This is a genomic window from Geothrix fuzhouensis, from assembly GCF_024609325.1.
GTDB classification, from domain to species: Bacteria; Acidobacteriota; Holophagae; order Holophagales; family Holophagaceae; genus Geothrix; species Geothrix fuzhouensis.
This window is the reverse complement of sequence record NZ_JANHMQ010000004.1, coordinates 123,764-148,365: the sequence shown is the minus strand read 5'-3', so window position 1 is coordinate 148,365 and position 24,602 is coordinate 123,764. Positions and strand designations below refer to the sequence as shown.

Here is a 24,602-nt window from a genome sequence, read left to right as displayed (position 1 = left end):
CAGAAAACAGTCCCTCAACCCGAGGAGTGCCCGGCTTCCGGCTCCCGCCCGAGTGCCGCCTGCGCGGCATCCAGGGCCGAGCCGGAACCGCTGAGGGCCAGCAGGTCCCCGGGCTGGAGCAGGACTTCCGGCCTCGGTTCCACCAGATGCCCTTCCCGCAGGAGGGCCACCAGGGCCACGCTGGAACCGCCGATCAGGTCGAGTTCCGCCAGGCTCCGGCCCAGGGAGGGGCAGTGGGGCCCTATGCGGAGCGTGCGCCAGCCGCCGGCGGATGGCACGGCGGAGGTCCCGGGCGGGCCCCAGGGATCCTGCGCGTTCTCGCCCAACCATTCGGCCCCCGCGTCGAGATCCCGCTGGAGACCCCGGGCGCGCCGCCAGAGCAGCAGGGGAACCGCCAGGGCCGTGGCCGCGCTCAAAGTCCCGAGGGAGGTCAGAGGGATCAGCGCCAGTACGGCCGCCAGCACAGGCAGGCCCGCGAGCAGCAGCACACCGAGGCGCAGGCCTGTGCGGAAAGCCCGGCGCATGTCGGGCCGGGCGCCCAGGTCGCCGGGTCCCGGCAGGTCCAGCAGACGCTCCGCCAGGACCCGACTGCGACGAAGCATGCGGCGCACCAGCAGGCCCACCAGGATCGCCGCCGCCAGCAACACCGCCCCCTGGGCCAGGGTGTGTCCGAAGGCGTGGCCCTCGAGCCAGGCCGCGCTCATACGCACCACCCGCGGTGCGAGGGCCCCCACCAGGCCGATGAGGATGGCGTCCAATAGCAGGTGCAGAAAGGTCCGCCGCACCGCGGCACCAGGGGCTTTGCGGAGAGCCGGAGCGCGGAGGGTCGCGGCCCAGGACTGGTAGAGGCTCAGGTAGGTCTTCAGGGCCGCAGGCAGGTGCCGCGCCACGAGGCGGCTCGCGGGGTCCCCGGCGGACAGCAGGGCCGGCGTGGCCAGGGCCGTGGCCACGCAGATGGCCGCCAGGAGCGCATAGCGAGAGGGATCCACCACGCCCAGGCCGATGCCGGCACTGAGGAGGATGAACCCGAATTCCCCCACCTGGCCGAGGGCGAGCCCGGCCCGCAAGCCCAGGGCCAGGGGCAGACCCGCCAGCGTGGCGCCCACGGTGACGGAGACCGCGTTCACGAGGATGACCAGGGCGGAGAAGAGCAGCACCAGCGGCCAGTCCCGCAGCACGACCGTGGGCTCCATGAGCATCCCCACCGCCACGAAGAACATGGCCGCGAAGAGGTCCCGCAGGGGATGGACCAGGTGCTCGACCTTGCGTCCCCGGCCGGATTCGCAGACCAGCATGCCCGCCACGAAGGCTCCCATGGCCACGGAAAAGCCTGCCCAGGCGGCCAGTTGGGCCAGGCCGAAGCAGAGCCCCGCCGTGACCACCAGCAGCACCTCGTCGCGGGCATGATCCGCCACCCAACGCACGCCGCGGGGCACCACCAGCCGTCCCGCGCCCACCAACACTGCCAGGAACACCACCAATTTCAGCACGGTGGTGGCGATGGCCCCGGCGCTGGGCCCGCCCATGGAGGCCGCGGCCGTGAGGGCCGCCAGCAGCAGTACGGCGTGGAGGTCCTCCACCAGCAGGACGCCCATTACCGTCTCCTTGAGCGGACCGCGGAGGCCCCGCTCATCGAAGAGCTTGGCCAGAATCATGGTGGAGGCGATGGCCAGACTGGCCCCGAAGAAGGCGCTCTCCAGCGGGGGCCAGCCCAGCAGCCGCGCCACCAGGAAGCCCACCACCAGCTGGGTGCCCACCTGGAGGGTGCCGGTGAGCAGGGCCGGCGGTCCAGCATGGAGCAGCTTCGGCAGGCTGAACTCCAGGCCGATGGCGAACATCAACAGGATGACGCCCAGTTCGCCCATGAGCCGAACGTTGCCCAGGTCCGCCACCAGTGGCACGGGCACATGGGGGCCCACGATCATGCCCGCCAGGAGGTAGCCCAGGACGGTGGGCAGCTTCAACCGCTGAAACAGGACGGAGGTCAGCGCGGCGACCCCCAGCACCATGGCCAGGTCCAGCAGGAGCCGGGCGTGGCCTTCCACGGCCTCAGCCCTTGGCCAGCCGAGTGAGGGTTTCCAGGGCATCGGAAGGCCCCATCACCAGCAGCTCGTCGCCGGCCTGGAAGCGCTCCTCGCCGGAGGGATTGAACTGCAACCTCGAACCGGGATGAACCAGGCCCACGAGCAGCGAGCCGGTGGCGTGGCGCAGGCGGGCCTCCCGCATGGTCTGGCCCACCAGGGCCGACCCCGGCGCGATGGCGATGCGCTCCAGGCCCAGCTCGAACTGCTCCTGCTGCAGCACGATGTCGAAGAAGTTCATCATCTCGGGCTTGAGCAGCAGGCCGGCCATGCGCCGCCCGCCGATCTCGTAGGGACTCACGATGTGATCGGCGCCGGCGGCCTTGAGCTGGCGCTCGGTGCCCAGCTTGGCGCTGCGGGCCACCACGGGCATGTCGGGTCGCAGCTGCTTCACCGTGAGCGTCACCAGCACATTGTCGGCATCGGTGGTGAGCGCCGTGATGAGGCCCCGGGCCGAGCGGATGCCCGCACGCTCCAGGGTCAGCTCATCCATGGCATTGCCGTAGAGGATCAGCTCGCCAGCGAAGCGGGGGCTGCGGCCCTTGGTATCGTCCTGCTCGATGATGACAAACGGGACGCCGGCCTTCTTCAGCTCCCAGGCGGCCTGGAAGCCCATCTTCCCGAAGCCGCAGACGATGATGTGATCCTTGAGGTCGTCCAGGCGTTTCTGCATGCGGCGCTCCATGATGTAGCCCTTGAGGTCACCCTCCAGGAGCAGGGCGGTCAGGTTCGAGATGGCGTAGGTGGCAACGCCCAGACCGACGACGAGGTAGAAGATCGTGAAGAGCTTCGTCCAGGCATTCACCTCGCCCAACTCGCGGAAGCCCACGGTGAACAGGGTGGTGATGGCCATGTAGAGGCTGTCGAGGGGATTGAGGTGGGACAGCCAGTGGTAGCCCAGCCCCCCGCAGACGATGACCGCCACCAGCAGCGCCATGGTGTGGCGCAGGCGCCTCATCGGGCCGTCCTGCCGCGCGTCCCGCTCTTCAGGGAAGGGCGCCCCGACCTTCATCTCACCCCCCGATCCCGGGCTTGATGGCGAAATTCGCCGTGCTGTGGGCCACCAGGTGGTCCCCGCAGGTGAGCCGGCAGGCAAGGATGCCGCTGCGGCCGGAGATCCGTACCACCTGGGCCTCACCACGCACTTCGCCCCGGGCGGGTTCCAGGTAGCGGATGTGCAGATCCGAGGTGGCGAAGGGCATGGCGCCGTCGAAGGCCGTGCTCAGGGCGAGGGCGCTCACCATGTCGGCGATGGTGGCCAGCACCCCGCCATTCACCGTGCCGCGGGTACCGTTGATCACCGCCTTGGTCGGCTGGAGCACCATCACCGCCTGGCCGGGCTCCACGCTTTCGATGGTGAGCCCCCAGTCGCTGATAAGGGGCCAGGGATGGAACCGTGCGCGCAGACGCTCCAGGAGATCCGGCGCGAGGGTCTCGGGGATCTGCGGCTTAGGCATGTCTCAGGATAGCCCGATCTCGAGCCTCCTGCGCAGATCAGAGCTTCAGCACGCCCTTGAGCGTCTCCGCCATGTCCTGGAAGACCTTGGTCTGGACGCTGTGGGGGTGCTCCGCCACGAAGGGCTTGCCGCTGTCCCCGCCCTCGCGGATGGCCAGGTCGATGGGTACCTCGCCCAGGAACGGCAACTCCATTCGGATGGCAGCAGCCTTCACGCCGCCGTGGCCGAAGATCTGGGTCTCCTGCCCGCAACCGGGGCAGATGAAGCTGCTCATGTTCTCGATGATGCCGAGCACCGGAACCTTCACCGTACCGAACATGCCGATGGCCTTCTTGGCATCGAGGAAGGCCACGTCCTGGGGCGTGCTGACGATGACGGCGCCGTCCACCTGGGCGTTCTGGATGAGGGTGAGCTGCACGTCGCCGGTGCCGGGCGGCAGGTCGATGAGCAGCACGTCCAGGTCGCCCCAAGCCACGTCCTTCAGGAACTGCTGGAGGGCCTTGTTGAGCATGGCCCCGCGCCAGATGACCGGGCGGTCCTCCTCGATGAGCAGCCCCATGGACATGACCTTGATGCCGAACTTCTCAAGGGGCAGGATCTGGCCATCAGGTGTGCCCAGGGGCGAGTCCTTCAGCCCCATCATCATGGGGACGGAGGGGCCGTAGATGTCCGAATCCAGCAGGCCCACCTTGAGGCCCAGCTGGGCCATGGCGATGGCGAGGTTGATGGTGACGGTACTCTTGCCCACGCCGCCCTTGCCTGAGCCCACCACCACGCAGCGCTTGATGCCGGGGATGAGGTTCTTGAACTCCACCTGGGCCGTCTTCTCCCAGCCGATCTCGATGTCCGCCGCCGTGACGCCGGGCTGGTTGAGGATCAGCTCCTCCAGCGCCTGCTTGATGACCGCCACGCGGTCCCGGTAGGCATCCATGAGCTGGAGCAGCACGGTCACCTTGCCCTCGGTGACATCAATGCCCTTCACGGCCTTCAAGTTCGTGAGCGTGGCACTGGTCCCGGGGACGACATAGGCGTTGAGGGCTTCAAACAGGGCGGCGCGGCTGATCTTCGTCATGCGGATCTCCAGCCCATCAGTTTGACATGGCTGCCGCCAAGGGCTGAACCCGCGAAAAGCGCGAAACGCACTGCGGGCGTGCGAAAAGGAATTAAGTCATGAAAATGGATCAATCCGGCTGAGGATTCCGTTCTAGGCCTAGTTCGCCTTTTTCCCGGTTTCAAATATCGGGATCCAGCGGCCCCAGCTTCTGGGTCAAAGCTCCCACCCCACTGGCGAGGAGGGTGTGCTCGTAGATCCGGAGCTGGCTGCGAAGGGGTGGATCCTGGGGGTCCAGACCCCGGCGCAGCACGTCGCCATTGGGACCGAGGACGCGGCCCTTCAGCGTGTCGTGCAGCTGCAGCTCCACCATCTCCATCACCTGGGCCGCCAGCAGCGGATCCACCAAGGGGAAGGCCAGCTCCACCCGGCGGTCGAGGTTCCGCGGCATGAGGTCGGCGCTGGAAAGCAGGGTTTCGGGCTGCCCATCATTGGCGAAGTGGTAGATCCGCGCATGTTCCAGGAAACGGTCGAGGATGGACAGGGCCCGGATGTTCTCCGACAGCCCCGGGACCCCGGGCCGCAGGCAGCAGGTGCCCCGCACGATGAGATCCACCTTCACGCCCTCGCGGCTGGCCTCGTAGAGCAGCTGGATGAGCTGGGGATCCACCAGGGCGTTCATTTTGAGCACCATGCGGGCGGGCCGGCCCTTCTGGGCATGGCCGATCTCCCGCTGGATGCGGACCTTGAGGGCCTTCTTCAGGTGCTGGGGCGCCAGCAGGATCTGGTGGAACCGGGGCGGACGGGTGTAGCCCGTGAGCATGTTGAACAGGTTCGACAGATCCTCGCCGAATTCGGGCCGGGCGGTGAAGAGGCCCAGGTCCGAGTAGAGCCGGCTGGTGCGCTCGTTGTAGTTGCCCGTGCCCAGATGGCAGTACCGCTTGATGCCAGCCGCCTCCTGGCGCACCACCAGACAGGCCTTGCAGTGGATCTTGTGATTGGGCAGGCCGTAGACCACATGCACGCCGGTCTTCTCCAGGCGTCGGGCCCAGGCAATGTTGGCGGCCTCGTCGAACCGGGCCCGCAGCTCCACGATGGCCGCCACCTGCTTGCCGCGCTCCGCGGCGCGCTCCAACGCCGCGGCGACCGGGCTGTTCGCCGTCACCCGGTAGAGGGTCATCTTGATGGCCAGCACCTTGGGATCCTCCGCCGCCTCGCGCACGAAGCGCACCACGCTGTCGTCGAAGCTCTGGTACGGGTGGTGCAGCAGGATGTCGTTCCTGGTGATGATGTCGAAGAGGCTGCCCGCCTGGTCGAGCTGCGGAACGGGCAGGGGCGGCAGCGGCGCATCCTTGAGGTGGGGCAGGTCCAGCTGGCTGCAGAGCTGCATGAGATCCGAAAAGGCCGTCAGGCCCAGGCTCGGGTAGAGGTCCTCGGGACTCAGCTCCATTTCCTCGATGAGCATGTCCAGCACCTTGGCCGATAGGCCGTGCTCGTACTGAAGGCGGACCACAGCGCCACGGCGGCGGTCGCGGAGGCTCTCCTCCACGGTCTTGAGCAGGTCCTCGGAGGGGTCCTCCTCCACGGGCAGATCGGAGTCGCGGGTCACCCGGATGGCATGCCCGCTCTTCACCGTGTAGCCCAAGAACAGGCGGGACAGGTGATGCCGGACGACATCCTCGAGCATCATGAAGACATGCGTTCCAGGCGCGGAAGGCAATCGCAGGAACCGGGAGGCCAGGCCCGTGGGCACATGGATGAAGGACAGCTCCGAGGCCGGCAGGTCGCCGTCCAGCAGGTCCTCGTCCGGCACCAGCTCCACCACCAGCACCAGGGCCCGGTTGCCCAGGCGTGGGAAGGGGTGGCCCGTGTCCACGGCCAGCGGCGTGATCAGCGGCAGGAGGCTGCGTTCGAAATAGTCGAGTACGAAGGCCTCTTGGGCCTCGTCCAGATCCTTCGGATCCAGGATGCGGATGCCCGCGACCTCCAGCTGCGGTTCGAGGATGGCGTGGAAGAGCTCGTGCTGACGGGCCGAATAGGCGTGGATCCGCGAGGACACCCGCTCCAGCAGCTGGCGGGGCGTGAGGCCGTCCGGGCCGGGCTGGCTGATGCCTGCGTCGATCTGCCGCCAGATGCCCGCCACCCGCACCATGAAGAACTCGTCCCAGTTGCTGGAGACGATGCTGAGGAACTTCACCCGCTCCAGCAGGGGCACGGTGGGATCCTCGGCCTCCTCCATGACCCGGGCGTTGAAATCCAGCCAGCTCAGCTCGCGGTTGAGCAGTTCCTCGGGACGGGGGATGGGGTGGAACACGGGTGGCCTCTGGAGCCGGAGCGTAACCTCCGGATGTAACGACCTGATGTTACAGGCCATAGATCGTCATTCACCAAGATCATCCTTTGTTTCCGGCGCTTTCTAGGGCAGAATCGGAAGTTCGGCCCTCCATGAGGAGACGCCGTACGGTCCGCCCGGACCCACCCCAACGAGAGGGCAGCCAAGCCATGAGGGCCGGCGCTGCCAGGTAGGAGGAATCCCGTGTCCCAGGAAGTCCTGATCGTCCCCAAGCGCGATACGTTCGGCAAGGCCGCCATCCGCGACCTCAAGAAGAGCGGCATGATTCCGGCCGTGGTCTACGGCCTGAACGAGGCCCCCGTCGCCATCGCCATCAGCCCCAAGGTCGTGGCCCGCGTGCTGGCCAGCGACGCCGGCATGAACTCCGTGATGTTCCTCCAGCGCGAGGGCACGGACATCAAGCGCCACGTCATCATCAAGGACCTGCAGCGCGATCCCATCACCAGCCGCCTGCGCCACGTGGACTTCATGCGCGTGGACATGACCCACAAGGTCCGCGTGAAGGTGCCCGTGCGCCTGGTCGGCACCTCCATCGGCGTGAAGAGCATGGGCGGCGTCCTCGACTTCGCCCACCGCGAGATCGAGATCGAGTGCCTGCCCAGCATCATCCCCGCCCACATCGACGTGGACGTGACCAACCTGGCCGTGGGTGACAGCATCCGCTTCGAGCAGATCACCCTCATGCCCAACGTCGCCTTCATCGGCGATGCCCACCAGACGGTCTGCTCCGTCCGTGGCAAGGCCGCCGAGGAGGAGGAAGCCGTCGCTGCCCCTGCGGCCGCCGAGCCCGAAGTGGCCAAGAAGGGCAAGAAGGAAGACAAGAAGTAGCTTCCTGGCTGTCAGCAAAAACGGGCGCCTTGCGGTGCCCGTTTTTTTGGCCCTTGACAAAAGTAAGTACTTACTTACAATCAAAACATGGCCCGACCTGCCCTGGAACTCACCCCCAAGCGCGCCGAAATTGCGGAGGCCGCACTCCGAATTATCGAGACTCGGGGCATCACCGCCCTGACCACCAGCGCCCTGGCGGGGGAACTTGGGGTCAGCAGCGGGGCACCTTTCCGTCACTTCGCGAACCGGGAGGAGATCCTGGAGGCAGTGGTGCTGCGGGTGGAGGAGCTCATCCTCACCACCTTCCCACCCGCAACGGCCCCCCCTCTGGAGCGCATCCTGGCCCTGCTCCAGGCCCGCGCGGACATGGTGGGCGGATCCCGGGGCATCGGGCGGTTGATGTTCTCCGAGCAGTTCTCGCTGGCGCTGCCGGACATCGCCGCCGCACGCCTGCGATCGGTGGTCACCCGGACCCAGGCCTTCCTCTTGGAGGCGCTCACGGAGGCCCAACGGGAAGGCGCCGTCCGCACCGACCTGCCGCCGCAAGCCCTGCTGGCGGTGGTCTTCGGCATGCTCATGCACCTGGTCTACTCCCAGGCCGCAGGGCATGGCCGCGCGGGCGACGCCGCCGACACCTGCGCCACCCTCCGCACCATCCTCCAACCCCCTCCCGCCCGCTGAACCGGCGGTACCTATCGGAGTTCCCATGCGAAAGCCTCTCCTCCCCATCCTGCTGACGGCCCTGCTGGCCGGCCTGTCCGCCCTGCCTCTGGGCGCCCACTGCGACGCCCTCGACGGCCCCGTGGTCGTTGCCGCGAAGGCGGCTCTGGCCAAGGGGGATGTGAACCCGGTCCTCGCCTGGGTGACGGCGGAGGACGAGGCCCAGATCCGCGCCGCCTTCGCCCGCACCCTCAAGGTCAGCGCCCTCGGCCCCGAGGCCCGGGAGCTGGCCGAAGCCTACTTCTTCGAGACGCTGGTGCGCATCCACCGGGCCGGCGAAGGCGCCCCCTACATGGGCCTCAAGCCCGCGGGCCTGGATGTCGGCCCGGCCATCCCCGCCGCGGACAAGGCCCTGGCATCTGGCGACATGAAGCCCGTGTTCGACCTCATGCACGGGGTTCTCAAGCCTGGTCTCGAGGCCCGGTTCAAGCAGGCCCGCGCCACCCGGGGACCGGCCCCGGCCGATGTGGCCGCCGGCCGCCAGGCCGTGGCCGCCTACGTGGACTTCATCCACTACGTGGACGGCGTCTACCGCGCGGCCGCTGGCGGCGCCCCCGCCGAAGCCGCCGAGGCGGAACGCCGCGCCGCGCCGGCAGAGACCAAGCCCCATCACCAGCATTGAAGGCCCTTCCTTCCGCGAGCGGGCGCCTAGAGGCGCCCGCTCGTGTCTGGGCCGATAGCTGGTAGCTTCAACCCATGTGGACCCTTGTTCCCCTCGGCAACCCCGGCCCCGACTACCAGGACACCCGCCACAACCTCGGCCGGCTCATGCTCCAGCGCTGGCTGGCGGACCGCAACCTGTCGCCCTCTCCCGCGAAGCGATTCCCCTCCGGCACGCTCTATCCCCTGACCGACCGGCTTCAGGCCCTCGTGCCCGCCACCTACATGAACCTGTCCGGCGAAGCCTGCGCCCAGGCCGAGGCCGCGGGCATCTACTCCCGGAAGCTGGTCCTGCTTTATGACGACAAGGACCTGCCCCTGGGCACGGGCCGCTTCCGCCTGGACGGCTCGAGCGGGGGCCACAACGGCCTCCGCTCCGTCTTCGAGTGCCTGGGCACCATGGACATTCCTCGCCTGCGCCTGGGCATCGGCCCCTTCCAGCGCCCTCTGGTGGACTGGGTGCTGGAGCACTGGACGGATCCGGAATGGGAGCGCATTGAGGCCCTGGACGCCCCCTTCGCGAAGTTCCTGGATCTGCTCGGCCAGTCGGAAGACCTGAGCAACCTGGCCAACCTGGTGAATCCCGCCGCGTTCTGGGAGCAGTCTGGAGCCATAAGTCCGGAATCCGGAGGCGGGGCCGTTTGAACCGGAGCGGCCGCCCCACCCCGAACGGCCCGAAGGCAACACAAACGCGCGGCCCGCAGGGTCGTACCAGGAGGTCGGACCTCCCAGCTCCACACTCCAGACTTTTCATTGAATTTCCTGCCTTTCCACGCGAAACTACCTGTTCGCGTCCTCCGCTGGAGGGCGTCTTCCTTGCTCCCCGGAAACCAGTGGGGGGCTTCACATCCACAAGGAGGACAGATGCGTCATTACGAGACCATCTTCATCGCCTCCCCCACGCTGACGGACGAGCAGAGCGATGAGCTCGTCAAGCAGTTCGAGGGGATCATTGCGGAGCAGGGTGGCGAACTGCTCAAGACCGACAAGTGGGGCCGCAAGAAACTGGCCTACGAAGTCCAGAAGTTCAGCGAGGGCTACTACACGCTCTTCGAGATGAACGCCGGGCCCGACCTCATCGCCGAGCTGGAGCGCCGCTTCCGCAACAACGATTCGGTCATCAAGTACATGAGCGTCCGCCTGGACGAGGCCGAGAAGGCCGCGGGCCGTGCCAAGCAGCGCATCGAGCGCGAAGCCAAGCGCAAAGCCCAGGCCGGCATCAAGGATCGTGCACCTGAGGAGGTGGTCGGATGAAGCGCCGAGCTGACGCCAAGAAGGGCAAGCCCAAGAAGAAGAAGGCTTTTGGGGGACGACGCGCGAAGTTCTGCAAGTTCTGCGTCGAGAAGTCCACCATGATCGACTACAAGGATGTGAAGACCCTCCAGGCCTTCACCCCCGAGCGCGGCAAGGTGCTGCCCCGTCGCACCAGCGGCGTGTGCGCCGTCCACCAGCGCGCCCTCGTGGAAGCCATCAAGCGCGCCCGCAATATCGCGCTGCTGCCGTTCGCCACGGACTAGTCCTGGCGCTGGCGGACTTTCAACGAAGAGGGGGCCCTTCGGCCCCCTCTTCGTTTCCGCACGAAAGCCTCCCTCGGCAGGGCTCCACTGGAGCCCTGCCGCCCCTTCGGGGTCGGTCGCCTTCTGCCGTCCACCACCGCGCCTCCATCTGACGGGCACGCCCCCGGCGTGCCCTCCCACTCGCTCCGCTCGCGGAGATGGAGCCTCTGTGGAAGCCATCAAGCGCGCGCAACATCGCGCTGCTGCCGTTCGCCACGGATTAGGCGCTGTTAGGCCGAGCCTGCTCGGACGTTGTAGCGCCTAGTCCCGAACTTCCGCAGGAAGTTTGGGACTGGTCAGGATGGTTGGTACCGAAAAGCGGGGGCTAGCGTCCCCGCTTTTTCATTCTCGGCCTTCGTGCAACAGTGGCGCAAACATCGGACTGCCCACCAGGTTCATGGGGCGGCCGGTGCCCCGGACTGGGGCAGGAACACGCGCCGATCCATGTCGATGGTCAGATAGGAAATCGGTTTCCCGAACAAGCCCATGGGCGAACCGTAGAAGGCCCGGTGCCGGGAAAGGTCTTCAGGGCTGGGGGCGGACCAGAGGGTGGGCATTCCAGGCATCCGCTGGCCCAGGAGATTCCGGATGGATTCGCTCATCAAGGCGTGCGAGGCGTGGTCCTGCCACCGCGGGTCGACCCCCTTGAGCCTGCCGGCCAGATCAGAGCTGGAGAGCAGAATCACCGGCACGGTCCACTCGGAAGGGCTGCATTCTCCAGGCAGATTCCCGTGGGGCGCCTTGGCCTGGAAATTTTGCCCATGGTCGCTGGTATAGAACACCAGGGTGCCCTCCGGAAGCCGCCCGGCCAGGCCCACCAGGAACGCCAACGAGCTCCGGGAGATGGCGACAGCATAGGGGTTCGGGACGCCGGACAGCTCAGGCGGAAGGCTGTGCGCATAGGGGAAGTGGATGCCGACCTTGTTGATGAGGGTGAAGGTCCGCCCTGCCTTCCCCAACTGTCCGATCAGGGCGGGGATGGCATTGAGGTCCCGTGACGTCCGCACACCCAACGCCCCGGACGGCACCACTTCGTCGATATAGGATCTCTCCAGGTCATCGAAATAGTCCTGAACGGCCACATCCTTCAGGACCCCCTGGCAATCGATGTAGGCGGTGCGGAATCCCGCCTCCTTCGCCATCTGCAACAGGCTGGGGAAGTGGCGGAGCGAGGTCCCGGCGTCTTTCGGATCCGCGCCCCTCCTGAGCATCAGGTTCGACGCGGGGCTGGAATTGGCGAAGCTGTACCCCAGGCCGAAATTCCGGAGGTACGGCAGGTGGGCTTGATCCACCATGTCCCTGAACACGCTCCCTTCCACCGATTCGTCAATGACGAGAACGAGATGCCGCACAGCAGGGTCGAGGGGAACGCGCTGGAACGCCGCAGCGGCTTTCCCATCTGGCACCCATCGGCGCGCTGCGGCATCGACAGCCAAGGTCCCGGCGTGCAGGCCCGCCTGGAATTGCATGGGGAAGCCGTTCAAGGCCGTATCTCCACCGATGGCCAGGATCGCAACGTACATCACGGCCGCAGTCAGGCTGCCGGTAATCAGGGGGAGGCTGTTCCTGGCTCGCAGGGCGGCGCGCACCCAGATGAGCAGGGCCAGCACGCCAAGGATCTGCAGCACCACGATGAAGATGGGTACCGTGAATTGGGACAGTGCATCCCCTGTGTTCCCGACTGATTCCAGCAGGGTCTTCCCATCGACCAGGGTCAGGGGCCTTCCCCTGATCCTGAAGAAGGAGGTGCCGACCAGAAAATTGACTGAAAAGAAGAGCCCGCCCAGGATCGCCCACCGGCGACGGGCGAACCCACAACCCACCAGCGCCAGGAGGGCGGCCAGGATCTCCACCAAGTAGATCAGCTGTTTCAGCGGGTTCGCCAAGGAGGCCATGCGTTGGGGGATCTGGGGATTCATCCACAGCGATAGCGCCACCAACAGTGCGCATGCAATCACCACCTGCGCCTGTCGGGTCAGCTTGAGAGTCCTGGGCAGGATCGATTCCGTGACCATGGGAGGCTCCGGATTAAGTCACTGTGAACACCCGACACCCTTAGTAGCAATGGTTGAAGATGGGAAAATCAAGGCACCCATTTTGATCCGGCTTTGGGACTGTGGTCAGAAAATTTGGAAGGGCGGGTGGGGAGCCCAGGCGAGGGCAGGCGGCGCCAGCCACCCCCTGCCGGGGGAGTGCCCGATCCCAAGACTGAGGTAACCTGGGGCTATGCCTGAAACAGCACCCACTCCGAAACTCCCCATGCCCCTCCGTCGCAAGAAGGCCGTCAAGGCCGCCTGGAAGCCGCTGCTCCTGCAATGGCTGGTTCCGGGTGCGGGGTACTGGGTCATCGGAGAGAAGGGCCGGGCCAAAGTCTTCTTCGGGATTTGGGCCCTCTTCTGTCTGCTGGCGGCGCTCCAGTTGCAGTTCGGCGCTGTGGCCGGCGTGAAGGGCGGCGTTTTCGTACCTGTGTCTGGTGCCTGGCTGCCCACCCTCGGCGCGTTCGGCACCCTGGGCATCGGACCGCTGTACGGGGTGTTCGCCTGGGCCTTCGGAGGGGCGGGTACCGAGCCGGTGCGCACGCTCACGCAGGAATACGGGGCCACTTATGTGATGGTGGCGGGACTGCTGAACTGGCTCTGCTGCTTCGATCTCTGGGACCGCATCACGGGCCGCTGGGTCTTCCGGCTGCCCAGGGACGAGCAAGAAAAGATCGCCAAGGGCGAGTGATCCCTAGCGAAATGCATGGACAGGATTAACAGGATGAAAGGATTGGATTAACAGGATCTGATGATCGGTGAATCTCAGCCTGAAAGTCTGAAACCGCAGAGATCGCAGATGGGCGCAGAAAAGGCGTCCATAAGCGGAGGTTTGCGGAGGAGCCGAGGAAAGCGGAGGAAAGGACCATGCACCTGGCGCCCCAGCCAGGACATCCGGGCCTCCGGCCCCAGGTCGCGCTTTGCGCGGCCTGCTCCGTGGGCGGCGGCCATGGCGGCCCCTGGAAGCCGCCGGAGTCGCCGCCTGCGGAGGGATGTCCGCGGTGAGCCCGGCCCCTTCTGCGCCCTCTGTGTGCGCCCAACGGGCGCTTCTGTGCCTTCTGTGTTCCTGCTTTTCTGGCTAAGATTCGCCGATAACTCAGATAACAGAATTCAAAAGCATCATTCCGTTCTAATCCTGTTCATCCTGCATTTAATCCTGTTAATCCTGTCAGCACTTTTTTCTGGAGTGCGCCTCACCCCTCGGTCTTGAGCGACTTGGCCAGCAGCTGGGTGCGGATGAAGACATCGATGTCGCCGTCCAGCACCTTTTGGGTCTGACTGGTCTCGGCGCCGGTGCGGTGGTCCTTCACCATCTGGTAGGGCTGGAGCACGTAGCTGCGGATCTGGCTGCCCCAGGCCACATCGGCCTTGTCGCCGCTGGCGGCGGCCACGCGGTCCAGGAACTTGCGCTGCTCCAATTCATAGAGCCGACCCTGCAGCACCTTCAGGGCCGTCGCGCGGTTCTTGATCTGGCTGCGCTCGTTCTGGCAGCTGACCACGATGCCCGTGGGCAGGTGGGTGAAGCGCACGGCGGATTCGGTACGGTTCACGTGCTGGCCGCCGGCGCCGCTGGCGCGAAAGACATCGATCTTGAGGTCCTTCTCCGGGATGTCGACGTTGATGGTGTCGTCCAGCTCGGGGCTCACGTACACGGCCGCGAAGCTCGTGTGGCGGCGCTTGGCGGAATCGAAGGGACTGATGCGCACCAGGCGGTGGACGCCGGCCTCGGCACGCAGGTAGCCGTAGGAGAAGGGGGCGTCCACGATGAAGGTGGCGCCCTTGATGCCGGCCTCCTCCCCATCCTGGTAGTCGATCATCTCCGTGGCCCAGCCCTTGGACTCGCAGAAGCGCAAGTACATGCGCAGCAGCATGGCCGCCCAGTCCTGGCTCTCGGTGCCGCCGGCGCCGGGCGCGATGGCCACGATGGCGTGGTTGTGGTCAAGGTCGCCGCTGAGCATCATGCGCAGCTCGGCATCTTCGATGACCTTCCGCAGCTCGCCTTCCACCGACTCGACTTCCGTCAGCATGTCCGCGTCTTCGCGGGCCAGTTCGAGCCCGGTCTCGAGGTCCTCCAACCCACCCGACAGGCGCTTCGCCAGGGCGATGTCATCGGTGATCGAGCCCCGCTTCTGAAGGAGGGGTTTGGCGGCGTCCGGATCGTCCCAGAACCCCGGGGTGGTGGTCCGCTCTTCGATCTGCTCCAGTTCCAGGGCCTTGCGCTCCGGATCGAGATGGGCGACCAGCTGCCGGACCCGGGGCTCCAGTTCGTTCTTGGCCCGCACCAGGGTCTCGAAATCCATCGTCCACGTCTCCAGCCCGGTCCACCGGGGAACCTTTGAGTTTAAGCGAATCAGGGATCGGCCGTCCCCACGGTATTCTGATCAGATGCATGTCCCCACCCCTGTGCTGCCCGCTGACCTGGAGCCCACCGATCGTGGGGTCCTGCTGGGCCATGGGGGCGTGAATCTCGCCTGGGCCCGCTGGGAGCATCCGGCCCCGAAGGGGCGGGTGGTCATCTCCCATGGCTACGGGGAGCATGGCGAACGCTACCGGCACACGGCCCACTGGCTGCATGGCCTGGGCTGGTCGGTGTCCAGCATGGACCACAGCGGGTTCGGCCGGTCAGGCGGCGTCCGGGGCGATGCCACCGGTGGCATCCGGTCCTTCGTGGACGATTTCGCCCTCTTTCTTCGCCAGGAGCGACGCCACGATGCTGAACGCACCAGCGCCACGGCCCGCCTGGTGGACGGCGTGCCCATGCCGCCCCTGCCCGTCTGTCCCCAGGTGGTGCTGGGTCACAGCTTCGGCGGGCTGGTCTCCCTGCTGACCCTGCTCTGGCATGCAGACACGCTGGATGGATTGATCCTTTCAAGTCCCAGTCTGGCCGTGCGGTCCAATTCGAAGCTCCTGGTTGTGCTGTCCCGTCTCCTGCGCTGGCTCATGCCCCACCGGCCCATCCAGCTGCACGGCGACAAGAGCCGGGTCTGTTCGGATCCTGTGCTCGTGCAGCGCTACGAAACGGACCCCCTCTGCCACCGCTGGGCCACCGCCGCTTTCGGCGCGGCCCTGGAGGAGGGGCGGGCGGAACTCATGCCCCTCGGCCAGGAACTGGACCGTCCCATGCTGCTGCTGGAATCCGGCGAAGATACCGTGGTGGATCCCGACGCCTCCGAAGCCCTGTGGTCCGCCGTCCAACCCGGCCTCCTGGAACGCCATCGGCTGGCCGGTTTCTATCACGAGATCTTCCACGACCGGAAACGGTACGAGGCCCAGGCCCTCGTCGAACCCTGGCTCGAGAAGCTGTATCAGGCTTGGAATCCTTCGCATCGTCCATGGAACCCTTCGCACCGTCCCGCCATGTCTGAATTGCTGTCTCCGGAGTCCGCATGAAGCGCATCCTCACCGTCCTGTCCCTTGGCCTCCTGATCGCGGGGCTGGGCTTGGGCTGCCGCAAACCGAAGACGGTCGACAAGACCATCGTCTCCTCCGTGCTGATGGCCACGGCGGACAAGCAGATGAAGCAGGGCAAGTTCGCCGAGGCCCGGCTGACCCTCCGCCAGCTGGAGCAGTACCTCCCCGGTTCACCCGAATTCCCCAAGGCCAAGCTCATGTTGGGTGACAGCTTCTTCTTCCAATCGAGCCCCAGCTTTCCCGAAGCCGAGGTGGAGTACACGAGCTTCCTTAACTACTTCCCCCGTCACGAGCTCCGGGACTATGCCCTGTATCACCGGGCCCTCTGCCACTTCTCCTCCATCGAGAGCGCGGAACGCGACCAGACCGAGACCCGCAAGGCGCTGGAAGGCTTCCAGCAGCTGCTGGCGGAATCCCCGGGTAGCCCCTACGCGGGAGAAGCCAAGGCCAAGGTGGTCCAGTGCTGGCGGCGCATCGCCGAGCATGAGCTGGTGGTGGGCGTCTTTTACGTGAACGTCTACTACTACCCCGGGGCCGAGCGGCGCCTGAAGGCCCTGCTGGAGACCTACCCCGACTATGTGGACCGTGAGCGCGCCTACTTCTACCTGGGCGAGGCCATGCGTCAGCGCCTGCTGTCCCAGGAGGAGGTGGCTCAATTCGAGAAAGACTATGCTGCCAAGCTCCAGAAGGAGGACCTGAAATCCCTCACCCGCGAACAGGGGGAACAATTCACGAAGGACTTCACCACCTATACGACTGACCGCATCAAGAATTTCCGGGACGAAGCCAAGAGCTACTACCAGAAGCTGGTGGAGAGCTATCCCGGCTCCGAGTGGGCGCGTCGCGCGGCGGATCGCCTGGTGACCATGGGCACCGACGGCGTGAAGGAAGACCTGGATAGTTAGTGCTGTCCGGGGGGACCGCCTGCTCGCTTTGCTCGCGATGTCCCCCCGGGCCCCCGCTGCCGGGTCGGGGTGAACCCGCCCCGGCAGGCCGTCACCCGGATTCGGAGTCGCCATGGAACTGAGCAGCCTTGGCTTGGGCACCTACCTCGGCGAGCCCACCGCCGCCGCCGATGCCGCCTATACCGAGGCGGCCCGCGCCTTCTTCGCGGCTGGAGGGAACGTCTTCGACACCGCCGCCAACTACCGGGGCGGACGTTCGGAGCGGAGCCTGGGCGCCGCCTTCCAGGGGCTCCCCCGCGACCAGTACTTCGTCTCCACCAAGGCGGGCTACCTCCCCATGCCCATGGATGTCGATGCTTCGGAAAGCCCCCGGGCCTGGTTCCACCGGGTCCTGGAAGCCCCGGGCATCCTGGCCGTGGACGACCTGGTGGACGGCTGTCATGCCATGACACCCCGGTACCTGGCGCACCAGCTGGAGATCAGCCTGGAGGCCCTAGGCCTCGGAACCCTGGATCTGTTCCACCTGCACAACCCCGAGCAGCAGCTGCTCCACCTGGGTCCAGAGGCCTTCTATGCCCAGATCGAACGGGCCTTCGAAGCCTGCGAGGGGTTCGTGGCGGCAGGAAAGATCCGGGCCTACGGCGTGGCCACCTGGAACGGCTTTCGGACGCCACCGGGTCAGGAGGGGCACCTCAGCCTCGCCCGGCTGCTGGAAGCCGCTGCCGCGGCCGGAGGCCGGGACCACCACTTCCGCTGGATCCAACTGCCCCTCAACCTGGCCATGCCCGAGGCATTCCTGGCTCCGACGCAGGTGGTGGACCGCACCCCCATGACGCCCCTGGCCGCGGCGCAGGCCAGCGGAATCTCGGTACAGACCTCAGCCTCCATCATGCAGGGGCGCATCCTGCGTCAGCTGCCCGAGGGCTTCACCGAGGCGCTGGGCCTGCAGACCCCTGCCCAGGCCGCCTTGCAGTTCACCCGGTCCTGCCCCGGCGTCACCACGGCCCTGTGCGGCATGGGACGGGCCTCCCACGTGGCCGAGAATGTGGCCCTGCTAGCCCAGCCCAAGCTTGATCCCGCCGCCTTGGAAAGCCTGTTCGGATGATCCTCCTGGCCATCACCCCGGGCGCCGGCTTCCATCGTGCGCGCTGGGCCGCCGTCCTGCGTGCGGGAGTGGACGGCTTCCTGATCCGTGAGCCACAGCTGGACGCCCGGGCCCTGCTGGCGGCCGCGACCTGGTGCCAGGACACTGCGCCAGAGGTGACCCTCTGGGTGGCCGGCCGCCTGGACGTGGCGTTCGCCGCGGGCTGTGGGCTCCACGCACCGGAAGCCCATCCCGAAGTGGAGCCGGGTCTGGTGCCCCTGTCCCGCCCGCTCCACCACGAAGACCAATGGACCGCACGGCGCCACGTGGACCAGTTGCTCGTCTCTCCGATCTTCCCCAGCCCCGGCAAGGGGGCACCCTGGGGAGTCGAACGGCTGGTGCATTTTCTGGATGGGTTGCCTCCCGAGGGTCCGCGCCTGCTTGCCCTGGGCGGCGTGGCGCCCGCGAACGCAGCCCTGCTCCGCCATCCGCGCCTGGCCGGCGTGGCGGCCATCCGACCTTTCTGGGAAGGCGACCCATCCGGTGCCGTGGCGGCCTTCCGCGACACCGCTTAGAGGAAGCCTCGCCCCAGGCCCCAAGTCATGGGGAGAAGGTCCACACGTCGAGAGGGCTGTGCTTGGGTTGCTGCGGACCTGGAGACGGCGCTGGTATTCTGGATGGCGGAGGCCCCATGGAACTGCCTGAGAACCTGCATCACCTGGTGAGCGAACTGGGGGATTCGCTGGTCAAGGCTCTGGCCGAGGATGATCACTGCCGTGACCTCACCTTCCAGATCCAGGCGCAGGGCTACGGCCTCATGCTCATCCTCGAGGCCGCACCCATCCGCCTCCGGGGTGAGGGCCACGATGATGCCCTGCCTCAGGAAGGACCGGAACAGCCGTTCTCCGAGGACGACAAGCGCCTCATGAAGTCCTTCAAGATCCGGATGGATTAGGATGGCCCAGCTCTGGGATCAGCCGGCCCCGGAAGCCGGTTCGGCAGCGCGCCCTAATGCGGCGGGCCTGGGTGCGGCGGACCTGAAGGCGCTCGTGGCCGCCATGGGCGAACCGGCTTGGCGGGGGAGCCAGCTTTTCGAGGGCCTCTACCGCCAGCGGTGGGACCGCTGGGAGCAGTTCTCCATCCTGTCGAAAGCCTTGCGGACGCGCCTGGAGGCCGAGGTGGACCTCGCCTGGCCCACCCTCGTCCAAAGCCAGACCTCGGACGATGGCTCGACCAAGCACGTCTTTGAATTGGCCGATGGAAAGCAGGTGGAAGGGGTATTCATGCCCTATGCCGACCGCGTGACCCTCTGCCTGTCGAGCCAGGTGGGCTGCGCCATGGGCTGCACCTTCTGCGCCACGGGCCAGATGGGCATCGTGCGCAACCTCAGCGCCGCAGAGATCGTGGGTCAGGTGATGGCCATGCTGAACCACCATGAGCACCCCGAAGGGCGTCCCGTGAACCTGGTGTTCATGGGCATGGGCGAGCCCCTGCACAACCTCGATCACCTCATGGCGGCCTTCGGGGTGCTGACAGATCCCAAGGGTCTGGCCATCCCGCCCCGGCGCATCACCGTATCCACCTCGGGCCTGGTGAGCGGCATCGAGCGCATGGGCACCTTCGCCAAGCGGCCGCGCCTGGCCCTGAGCCTCAACGCCACCACCGACGTTCGCCGGTCCCTGATCATGCCCGTCAACCGAGTGTGGAATCTGGAAGCCCTGGCGGCGGCGCTGGCGGCCTTCCCGCTCCAGTCCGGCGAGCGGATCACGCTGGAATACGTGCTGTTGAAAGGCGTCACCGACGGCCTGGAGGATGGCCGCCGGCTTGCCGCCTTCGCCCAAGGGTTCCCCGCCAAGGTGAACCTGATCCCCTTCAATCCGCACGAGGGCAGCGGCTTCGAACCGCCGGAAGAGTCGCGCATCGGCGCCCTCTGTCGCCTGCTCTCGGACGCTGGGCTGCCCGTCAGCGTCCGGCGCAGCCGGGGCCAGGACGTGGCGGGCGCCTGCGGCCAGTTGGTGCGGGAGGGACAGCGGCGGGGGCCGTCGAAAGAAGCCTGAAGTCCGGAGACTGGAGACCTTTTTCCCGTCATCCTGGACGGGTGCCATCCATGCAGAAGCCCTTCTTCGAGACCCTCCACGCCCTGCTGGACGCGGAAGGCCAGATCACGCTCGGGGAGCTGCTGGATGCGGCCGGGGAACAGACCTATGGGCTCCTGACGCTGCTGCTGTCACTGCCGAGCCTGGTACCGGGTCTGAACATCGGGCTGGCCCCGGTGGGTGGCATCGGCCTTATAGGCCTCGGGATCCAGCTGGCCTGGGGCATCTCCCACCCCTGGGTGCCCCGCCGGGTGCAGGAACAGGCCATCCACAAGGGCCGCATCAAGAACGCCCTGGCCAGGCTGGAAACCCAGCTGGACCGGTTCCGCTGGCCCCGCGCCCACCCTCGGCCCATCAACCATCGCTGGATCGGCGCCTGCATCGCCTGGACGGGGTTCCTGCTGGCCATCCCCGTACCCCTGCCCTTCGGCAACCAGCTGCCTGCCGCCATCCTCTGCCTCCTGGGTGCCTCCCTCTTGGAGGAGCGCCTCCTCTGGGCCTGGGTCGGCGCGGCGGGTTCCCTGGCCAACACCCTCTACTTCGCCTTCAGCTTCGACCTCATCGCCCGCACCTTCATGAAGGCCCTCCACGCGATGATGAAGTGATGAGATTCGACGTCCTCACCCTCTTTCCGGAGTATTTCGAGGCCGCCCGCCTCGGCATCACCGGGCGCGCCTTCCGCGAACTAGGACACGGGCTGCACACCCACAGCTACCGGCCTTTCGCGGGCAATACTTTCGGCCATGTGGACGATGCCCCCTTCGGCGGCGGCCCCGGCATGGTGCTGCGGCCCGAGGTCTTGCGAGACACCCTGGCCTCTGTGCCTCGGGCGGGGTCGGGCCGCGTCATCCACTTCAGCCCCGCCGCCCCACCCCTCACCCACGCCAAGGTGCTGGAGCTGGCCCGCCTGGATCAACTGATCCTCGTCTGCACGCGCTACGAGGGCCTGGACCAGCGGGCGGTGGAGCGGTGCGTGGACGAAGAGCTGAGTGTGGGCGAGGCCGTCCTCAGCGGGGGCGAGCTGCCGGCCCTCGTGCTCATCGACGCGGTCTGCCGCTGGCTGCCGGGCGTGCTGGGCAACGAGGCCTCCGCCGAGGAGGACAGTTTCGCCACGGGCCTGCTGGACCACCCCCACTACACGCGCCCCGCCACCTTCGAAGGCCTCGACGTGCCGGCGGTGCTCCAGGGGGGCGACCATGGGGCCATACGGTTGTGGCGTCTCCGCGAGGCCATGGCCCGGACCAAGCGCTTGCGACCGGACCTTTGGGCCACTTACCTGCGGGACCGCTTGTCCGCCCTAGACCGGCCCGCGCAATGGTGCGCCTGGCAGGTGGAGCACCCGCAGGACTGGGAGCGCGCCAAACCCAAGGGTTGGAAGGGCTGGAACAGGACCTGAGTCTGGAGGAAACAACGACCAGGGGCTTGATGGCCCGAGGGAAGCAGGAAAGTTCGGCCAGGGGGCCATTCAGAAAGCCGTACCTCCAGACCTCGGACTCCAGCCTAGAAGACTGGTCCCTTCCCTTTTTGCTCAATCCAGATACACTGATGGACTCCCCGTCTGGGGACTTTCGAGCCATGTCCGCCGATCTCGGTGTGGGACCGCTGGCCCAGGAGCCCACATGAGCCACATCATCGACCAGCTCGAAGCCAGCCTGCTTCGTTCCGACCTCCCCCGCATCACGCCCGGCGACACTGTCAAGGTGCACGTCAAGGTGAAGGAAGGCGAGAAGGAGCGCATCCAGCTCTTCCAGGGCATCGTCATCGGCATCAAGGGCGGCGGCATGCGCACCTCCTTCACCGTCCGCAAGGTCGCGAGCGGCGTGGGTGTGGAACGTATCTTCCCCCTGAACAGCCCCACCATCGACAAGCTGGAAGTGCTTCGCCACGGCAAGGTTCGTCGCGCCAAGCTCTACTTCCTGCGCGAGAAGCTCGGCAAGGCCGGTCGCCTCAAGGAGCGTCGCTCAGAGAACGGCGAGTAGGTTCGCCCAATCCCCTTGAAAAGGCGCCCGCAGGGGCGTCTTTTCATTGTAAATAATCGAACCCAAATCGAGTTCAACTCGAACTAGATCTTTATTTCTAGTCCCAGTTTCCCATTTCCAAATCAGAGGCGGGCTCCCCCTTTTTTGTGGGAACATGGCCGCGGGTGCTCGCTCGGCCCATCCTGGGCCAGCGCCTTCCCGGAGGAACCATGAAGATCTCGTCCCCGCTGACTCTGGCCATGCTGGCCGCCGCCGCGCTCTCCCTACAGGCTGAAGGCCCCCGGTACGGCGTGCAGGGTCTGGTGAACATTCCGCTGGGCGACCTCAAGGATTTCGTGGATAGCAAGCCCGGCCCTGGCGTCGGCGTCCACGGCACCTTCGATCTGGGGGATGGCCACATGATCCGGCCCCGGCTGGACTACTCGGTCTATCCGGAGGCCACCTTCGGCAGCCTCAAGCAGAGCGCCTCCAACCTCAGCCTGGGCGGCGATTACCTCTACTTCATCGCGGGCAAGCCCGAAGGGCTCTATTTCACTGCCGGCATCTCCGCCATGCGCTGGTCCTTCGAGACCAAGGATGCCTTTTCGAAGGTGACCAGTGACACCACCAAGCTGGGCTTGGCGGGCGGTGTCGGCTACCAGTGGAACGCCACCGTCGGCACAGAAGCCCGGTTCCTGCATTCCCGCATCGCCAGTGGCTTCCAGGCGGACGCCCTGCAGGCAGGCGTGACTATTCGATTTTAATGCTCTCCGGGAGAACCCCCGGACCTCCGCGCAAAGCCCGGCATGGCCGGGCTTTGCTTTGCTCGCCGGGGACTTCGACCCTGGGCTGATCAGAGTCCGTAGTCCTTCCAGCGCTTGCCGATGCGATCGAGGACCTCTTCCGGGAACACCAGGTCCCGCGGCCATTCGCGGGGGAAGCCATCCCAGGGGCGGTTCTTGCGGGTGGCGTCGATGCCCACCTTGCTGCCGAAGGCGAAGCGGTCGGCGCTGTGGTCCAGCACGTCCAGGGGCCCTTCCGTGAAGAGCAGGTCGCGCTTGGGGTCCACATTGCTGGTGAGGCGGAAGAGCACCTCGGTCAGGTCGTGGGGGTCGATGTCCTCGTCCACCACCACGATGCCCTTGGTGAACATGATCTGGCCCGTGCCCCAGATGGCGTTCATCACCTTCTGCGCGTGCCCCGGATATTCCTTCTTCATGGAGAGGATCACCAGGTTGTGGAAGGCGCCCGCGGCGGGCAGGTGCATATCACGGATCTCGGGCAGCACCATGCGAAGGAGGGGCAGGAAGATCCGCTCCGTGGCCAGCCCCAGGTAGGCATCCTCCTGGGGCGGCCGGCCCACGATGGTGGCGGGGAACACCGGGTTCTTGCGCAGGGTGATGGCTTCCACGTGCAGCACGGGGTAGTCGTCGGCCAGGGAGTAGTAACCTGTGTGGTCGCCGAAGGGGCCCTCGCGGCGCAGCTCCCCGGGGTTCACATAGCCCTCGATGACGAGCTCGGAATCCGCCGGAACCTCCAGGTCGTTCGTCACGCAGGGCACCATCTCGATGCCTTCGCCCCGCAGGAAGCCGGCGAACATCACCTCGCTGAGGAAGGGCGGCAGCGGCGCCGTGGCAGCGTAGGTCAGTACCGGGTCGCCGCCGAAGCTCACGGCCACGGGCATGCGTTCGTCGCGGTCGTAGCCGTGGCGGTTGCGGGCGCCGTCGTGGTGGAGCTGGGTGTGGAAGCCCAGGGTGCGGTCATCGTAGACCTGCAGGCGGTAGAGACCCGTGTTGCGGTGCCCCGTCTGCTTGTTGCGGGTGTGGCTCAGGCCGAGGGTGATGAAAGGGCCGCCGTCCTCGGGCCAGGTGGTGAGCACAGGCAGGTCCGTGAGCTTCACCTGGTCGCCCTTCAGCACCACCTCCTGGCAGATCCCCTTGCGTACGGTCTTCGGCATCCAGTTGGAAACCTCCGCCAGCACGGGCAGCTTGGCCAGCTTCTCGAAAAATCCCGTGCCCGGCTTGGGCATGGCTTCCTGCACCAGCTTCTCGATGCGGTCGGCGATGGCGTCGAGGCCTCGGGACTCCTGATCCACGCCCAGGGCCATCTCCATGCGCTTCAGGCTGCCGAAGGCGTTCATGGCCACAGGCATGGCCTTGCCCTTGGGCCGGTCGAAGTGCAGGGCCTTGCCGCCCCCGGGCTGCTTGGACACCCGATCGGCGATGGCGCCCATCTCCAGATAGGGATCGACTTCAGGCGTCACGCGGCTCAGCTCGCCCGCAGCCTCGAGCTGCTTGAGGAAGGTCTGGAAGTCACGGCCCATGGGATTCTCCAGATTTCGATCATCCCATCCCCCGTCGACTGGGAGGAGCCCAATCCCCCTCGCTTCAGGAATTTCCCTTGAGC

At 66.6% G+C, this 24,602-nt stretch carries 25 protein-coding genes; 17 read left to right on the top strand and 8 right to left on the bottom strand.

Annotated features, from left to right (window positions below):
• Window positions 1–14: 14 nt before the first annotated feature.
• The 5 genes from NOV74_RS13930 to ppk1 form a co-directional block, all read right to left on the bottom strand.
• Window positions 15–2,087: a monovalent cation:proton antiporter family protein gene (locus NOV74_RS13930; RefSeq protein ID WP_257313672.1), complete on the bottom strand. Its 2,073-nt coding sequence runs from the start codon at window positions 2,085–2,087 to the stop codon at window positions 15–17.
• A complete protein-coding gene (locus tag NOV74_RS13925; protein WP_257313670.1) occupies window positions 2,050–3,039 on the bottom strand; it encodes a potassium channel family protein in 990 nt (329 codons plus the stop codon). The genes NOV74_RS13930 and NOV74_RS13925 overlap by 38 nt, the downstream gene beginning before the upstream one ends.
• Before the next feature lie 55 nt (window positions 3,040–3,094).
• Window positions 3,095–3,538, bottom strand: coding sequence for a PaaI family thioesterase (locus NOV74_RS13920; RefSeq protein WP_257313667.1), 444 nt, complete (start codon window positions 3,536–3,538; stop codon window positions 3,095–3,097).
• A gap of 37 nt (window positions 3,539–3,575) precedes the next feature.
• Window positions 3,576–4,610: an Mrp/NBP35 family ATP-binding protein gene (locus NOV74_RS13915; RefSeq protein ID WP_257313665.1), complete on the bottom strand. Its 1,035-nt coding sequence runs from the start codon at window positions 4,608–4,610 to the stop codon at window positions 3,576–3,578.
• A gap of 160 nt (window positions 4,611–4,770) precedes the next feature.
• Complete coding sequence (ppk1, locus tag NOV74_RS13910) at window positions 4,771–6,903, bottom strand: polyphosphate kinase 1 (RefSeq protein WP_257313662.1); 2,133 nt, start codon at window positions 6,901–6,903, stop codon at window positions 4,771–4,773.
• 222 nt (window positions 6,904–7,125) lie between these two features.
• On the opposite strand from ppk1, the gene NOV74_RS13905 reads away from it, so the two are divergent.
• From NOV74_RS13905 to rpsR, 6 genes are all read left to right on the top strand, one after another.
• Entirely contained in the window at window positions 7,126–7,770 is a 645-nt protein-coding gene (locus NOV74_RS13905) for a 50S ribosomal protein L25 (RefSeq protein ID WP_257313659.1), read from the top strand.
• A gap of 87 nt (window positions 7,771–7,857) precedes the next feature.
• Window positions 7,858–8,451, top strand: a complete 594-nt coding sequence (locus NOV74_RS13900) for a TetR/AcrR family transcriptional regulator (RefSeq protein ID WP_257313656.1) — start codon at window positions 7,858–7,860, stop codon at window positions 8,449–8,451.
• Window positions 8,452–8,476: 25 nt separating this feature from the next.
• Complete coding sequence (locus NOV74_RS13895) at window positions 8,477–9,112, top strand: DUF6448 family protein (RefSeq protein ID WP_257313653.1); 636 nt, start codon at window positions 8,477–8,479, stop codon at window positions 9,110–9,112.
• Between the two features lie 74 nt (window positions 9,113–9,186).
• Window positions 9,187–9,795, top strand: a complete 609-nt coding sequence (gene pth, locus NOV74_RS13890) for an aminoacyl-tRNA hydrolase (RefSeq protein ID WP_257313650.1) — start codon at window positions 9,187–9,189, stop codon at window positions 9,793–9,795.
• A gap of 219 nt (window positions 9,796–10,014) precedes the next feature.
• A complete protein-coding gene (gene rpsF, locus NOV74_RS13885; protein ID WP_257313647.1) occupies window positions 10,015–10,404 on the top strand; it encodes a 30S ribosomal protein S6 in 390 nt (129 codons plus the stop codon).
• Window positions 10,401–10,667 (top strand): 30S ribosomal protein S18, encoded by a 267-nt coding sequence (rpsR, locus tag NOV74_RS13880; RefSeq protein ID WP_026853069.1) that lies wholly within the window; start codon window positions 10,401–10,403, stop codon window positions 10,665–10,667. The genes rpsF and rpsR overlap by 4 nt, the downstream gene beginning before the upstream one ends.
• Before the next feature lie 434 nt (window positions 10,668–11,101).
• On the opposite strand, the gene NOV74_RS13875 is transcribed toward rpsR, so the two are convergent.
• Window positions 11,102–12,721, bottom strand: coding sequence for an LTA synthase family protein (locus tag NOV74_RS13875; protein WP_257313642.1), 1,620 nt, complete (start codon window positions 12,719–12,721; stop codon window positions 11,102–11,104).
• A 244-nt stretch (window positions 12,722–12,965) separates the two neighbouring features.
• On the opposite strand from NOV74_RS13875, the gene NOV74_RS13870 reads away from it, so the two are divergent.
• Entirely contained in the window at window positions 12,966–13,433 is a 468-nt protein-coding gene (locus NOV74_RS13870; RefSeq protein WP_257313640.1) for a DUF6677 family protein, read from the top strand.
• A gap of 502 nt (window positions 13,434–13,935) precedes the next feature.
• Here NOV74_RS13870 and prfB read toward each other — a convergent pair.
• Complete coding sequence (gene prfB, locus NOV74_RS13865) at window positions 13,936–15,042, bottom strand: peptide chain release factor 2 (protein WP_257313637.1); 1,107 nt, start codon at window positions 15,040–15,042, stop codon at window positions 13,936–13,938.
• Between the two features lie 85 nt (window positions 15,043–15,127).
• Here prfB and NOV74_RS13860 point away from each other — a divergent pair, with 85 nt between their 5' ends.
• From NOV74_RS13860 to NOV74_RS13815, 10 genes are all read left to right on the top strand, one after another.
• Window positions 15,128–16,132 carry an alpha/beta fold hydrolase gene (locus NOV74_RS13860; protein WP_257313634.1) on the top strand — a complete coding sequence of 335 codons (1,005 nt, stop codon included), beginning with the start codon at window positions 15,128–15,130 and terminating at the stop codon, window positions 16,130–16,132.
• Complete coding sequence (locus NOV74_RS13855; protein ID WP_257313631.1) at window positions 16,129–17,058, top strand: outer membrane protein assembly factor BamD; 930 nt, start codon at window positions 16,129–16,131, stop codon at window positions 17,056–17,058. The genes NOV74_RS13860 and NOV74_RS13855 overlap by 4 nt, the downstream gene beginning before the upstream one ends.
• 112 nt (window positions 17,059–17,170) lie before the next feature.
• A complete protein-coding gene (locus NOV74_RS13850) occupies window positions 17,171–18,163 on the top strand; it encodes an aldo/keto reductase (RefSeq protein ID WP_257313627.1) in 993 nt (330 codons plus the stop codon).
• Window positions 18,160–18,717: a thiamine phosphate synthase gene (locus tag NOV74_RS13845; RefSeq protein ID WP_257313623.1), complete on the top strand. Its 558-nt coding sequence runs from the start codon at window positions 18,160–18,162 to the stop codon at window positions 18,715–18,717. Before NOV74_RS13850 ends, NOV74_RS13845 begins: the two co-directional genes overlap by 4 nt.
• Before the next feature lie 116 nt (window positions 18,718–18,833).
• A complete protein-coding gene (locus NOV74_RS13840; protein ID WP_257313621.1) occupies window positions 18,834–19,097 on the top strand; it encodes a hypothetical protein in 264 nt (87 codons plus the stop codon).
• Between the two features lies 1 nt (window position 19,098).
• A complete protein-coding gene (gene rlmN / locus NOV74_RS13835; RefSeq protein WP_257313618.1) occupies window positions 19,099–20,199 on the top strand; it encodes a dual-specificity RNA methyltransferase RlmN in 1,101 nt (366 codons plus the stop codon).
• A gap of 50 nt (window positions 20,200–20,249) precedes the next feature.
• Window positions 20,250–20,843 (top strand): exopolysaccharide biosynthesis protein, encoded by a 594-nt coding sequence (locus NOV74_RS13830; protein ID WP_257313614.1) that lies wholly within the window; start codon window positions 20,250–20,252, stop codon window positions 20,841–20,843.
• Window positions 20,843–21,634, top strand: a complete 792-nt coding sequence (gene trmD / locus NOV74_RS13825) for a tRNA (guanosine(37)-N1)-methyltransferase TrmD (protein WP_257313611.1) — start codon at window positions 20,843–20,845, stop codon at window positions 21,632–21,634. Before NOV74_RS13830 ends, trmD begins: the two co-directional genes overlap by 1 nt.
• A 223-nt stretch (window positions 21,635–21,857) precedes the next feature.
• Entirely contained in the window at window positions 21,858–22,217 is a 360-nt protein-coding gene (rplS, locus tag NOV74_RS13820) for a 50S ribosomal protein L19 (RefSeq protein WP_257313608.1), read from the top strand.
• 209 nt (window positions 22,218–22,426) lie between these two features.
• Window positions 22,427–22,960, top strand: a complete 534-nt coding sequence (locus NOV74_RS13815) for an outer membrane beta-barrel protein (protein WP_257313605.1) — start codon at window positions 22,427–22,429, stop codon at window positions 22,958–22,960.
• A gap of 89 nt (window positions 22,961–23,049) precedes the next feature.
• On the opposite strand, the gene NOV74_RS13810 is transcribed toward NOV74_RS13815, so the two are convergent.
• On the bottom strand, window positions 23,050–24,519 hold the full coding sequence (locus tag NOV74_RS13810; RefSeq protein WP_257313602.1) for a menaquinone biosynthesis decarboxylase: 1,470 nt from the start codon (window positions 24,517–24,519) through the stop codon (window positions 23,050–23,052).
• Window positions 24,520–24,602: the final 83 nt, after the last annotated feature.

Excerpts from the sequence above, each read along its gene's own strand:
- NOV74_RS13930 (WP_257313672.1), bottom strand. The coding sequence starts at position 2,087 with ATGCCCTGGAAACCCTCACTCGGCTGGCCAAGGGCTGAGGCCGTGGAA.
- NOV74_RS13925 (WP_257313670.1), bottom strand. The coding sequence starts at position 3,039 with ATGAGGCGCCTGCGCCACACCATGGCGCTGCTGGTGGCGGTCATCGTC.
- NOV74_RS13920 (WP_257313667.1), bottom strand. The coding sequence starts at position 3,538 with ATGCCTAAGCCGCAGATCCCCGAGACCCTCGCGCCGGATCTCCTGGAG.
- NOV74_RS13915 (WP_257313665.1), bottom strand. The coding sequence starts at position 4,610 with ATGACGAAGATCAGCCGCGCCGCCCTGTTTGAAGCCCTCAACGCCTAT.
- NOV74_RS13900 (WP_257313656.1), top strand. The coding sequence starts at position 7,858 with ATGGCCCGACCTGCCCTGGAACTCACCCCCAAGCGCGCCGAAATTGCG.
- NOV74_RS13895 (WP_257313653.1), top strand. The coding sequence starts at position 8,477 with ATGCGAAAGCCTCTCCTCCCCATCCTGCTGACGGCCCTGCTGGCCGGC.
- pth (WP_257313650.1), top strand. The coding sequence starts at position 9,187 with ATGTGGACCCTTGTTCCCCTCGGCAACCCCGGCCCCGACTACCAGGAC.
- rpsF (WP_257313647.1), top strand. The coding sequence starts at position 10,015 with ATGCGTCATTACGAGACCATCTTCATCGCCTCCCCCACGCTGACGGAC.
- rpsR (WP_026853069.1), top strand. The coding sequence starts at position 10,401 with ATGAAGCGCCGAGCTGACGCCAAGAAGGGCAAGCCCAAGAAGAAGAAG.
- NOV74_RS13875 (WP_257313642.1), bottom strand. The coding sequence starts at position 12,721 with ATGGTCACGGAATCGATCCTGCCCAGGACTCTCAAGCTGACCCGACAG.
- NOV74_RS13870 (WP_257313640.1), top strand. The coding sequence starts at position 12,966 with ATGCCCCTCCGTCGCAAGAAGGCCGTCAAGGCCGCCTGGAAGCCGCTG.
- prfB (WP_257313637.1), bottom strand. The coding sequence starts at position 15,042 with ATGGATTTCGAGACCCTGGTGCGGGCCAAGAACGAACTGGAGCCCCGG.
- NOV74_RS13860 (WP_257313634.1), top strand. The coding sequence starts at position 15,128 with ATGCATGTCCCCACCCCTGTGCTGCCCGCTGACCTGGAGCCCACCGAT.
- NOV74_RS13855 (WP_257313631.1), top strand. The coding sequence starts at position 16,129 with ATGAAGCGCATCCTCACCGTCCTGTCCCTTGGCCTCCTGATCGCGGGG.
- NOV74_RS13850 (WP_257313627.1), top strand. The coding sequence starts at position 17,171 with ATGGAACTGAGCAGCCTTGGCTTGGGCACCTACCTCGGCGAGCCCACC.
- NOV74_RS13845 (WP_257313623.1), top strand. The coding sequence starts at position 18,160 with ATGATCCTCCTGGCCATCACCCCGGGCGCCGGCTTCCATCGTGCGCGC.
- NOV74_RS13840 (WP_257313621.1), top strand. The coding sequence starts at position 18,834 with ATGGAACTGCCTGAGAACCTGCATCACCTGGTGAGCGAACTGGGGGAT.
- rlmN (WP_257313618.1), top strand. The coding sequence starts at position 19,099 with ATGGCCCAGCTCTGGGATCAGCCGGCCCCGGAAGCCGGTTCGGCAGCG.
- NOV74_RS13830 (WP_257313614.1), top strand. The coding sequence starts at position 20,250 with ATGCAGAAGCCCTTCTTCGAGACCCTCCACGCCCTGCTGGACGCGGAA.
- trmD (WP_257313611.1), top strand. The coding sequence starts at position 20,843 with ATGAGATTCGACGTCCTCACCCTCTTTCCGGAGTATTTCGAGGCCGCC.
- rplS (WP_257313608.1), top strand. The coding sequence starts at position 21,858 with ATGAGCCACATCATCGACCAGCTCGAAGCCAGCCTGCTTCGTTCCGAC.
- NOV74_RS13815 (WP_257313605.1), top strand. The coding sequence starts at position 22,427 with ATGAAGATCTCGTCCCCGCTGACTCTGGCCATGCTGGCCGCCGCCGCG.
- NOV74_RS13810 (WP_257313602.1), bottom strand. The coding sequence starts at position 24,519 with ATGGGCCGTGACTTCCAGACCTTCCTCAAGCAGCTCGAGGCTGCGGGC.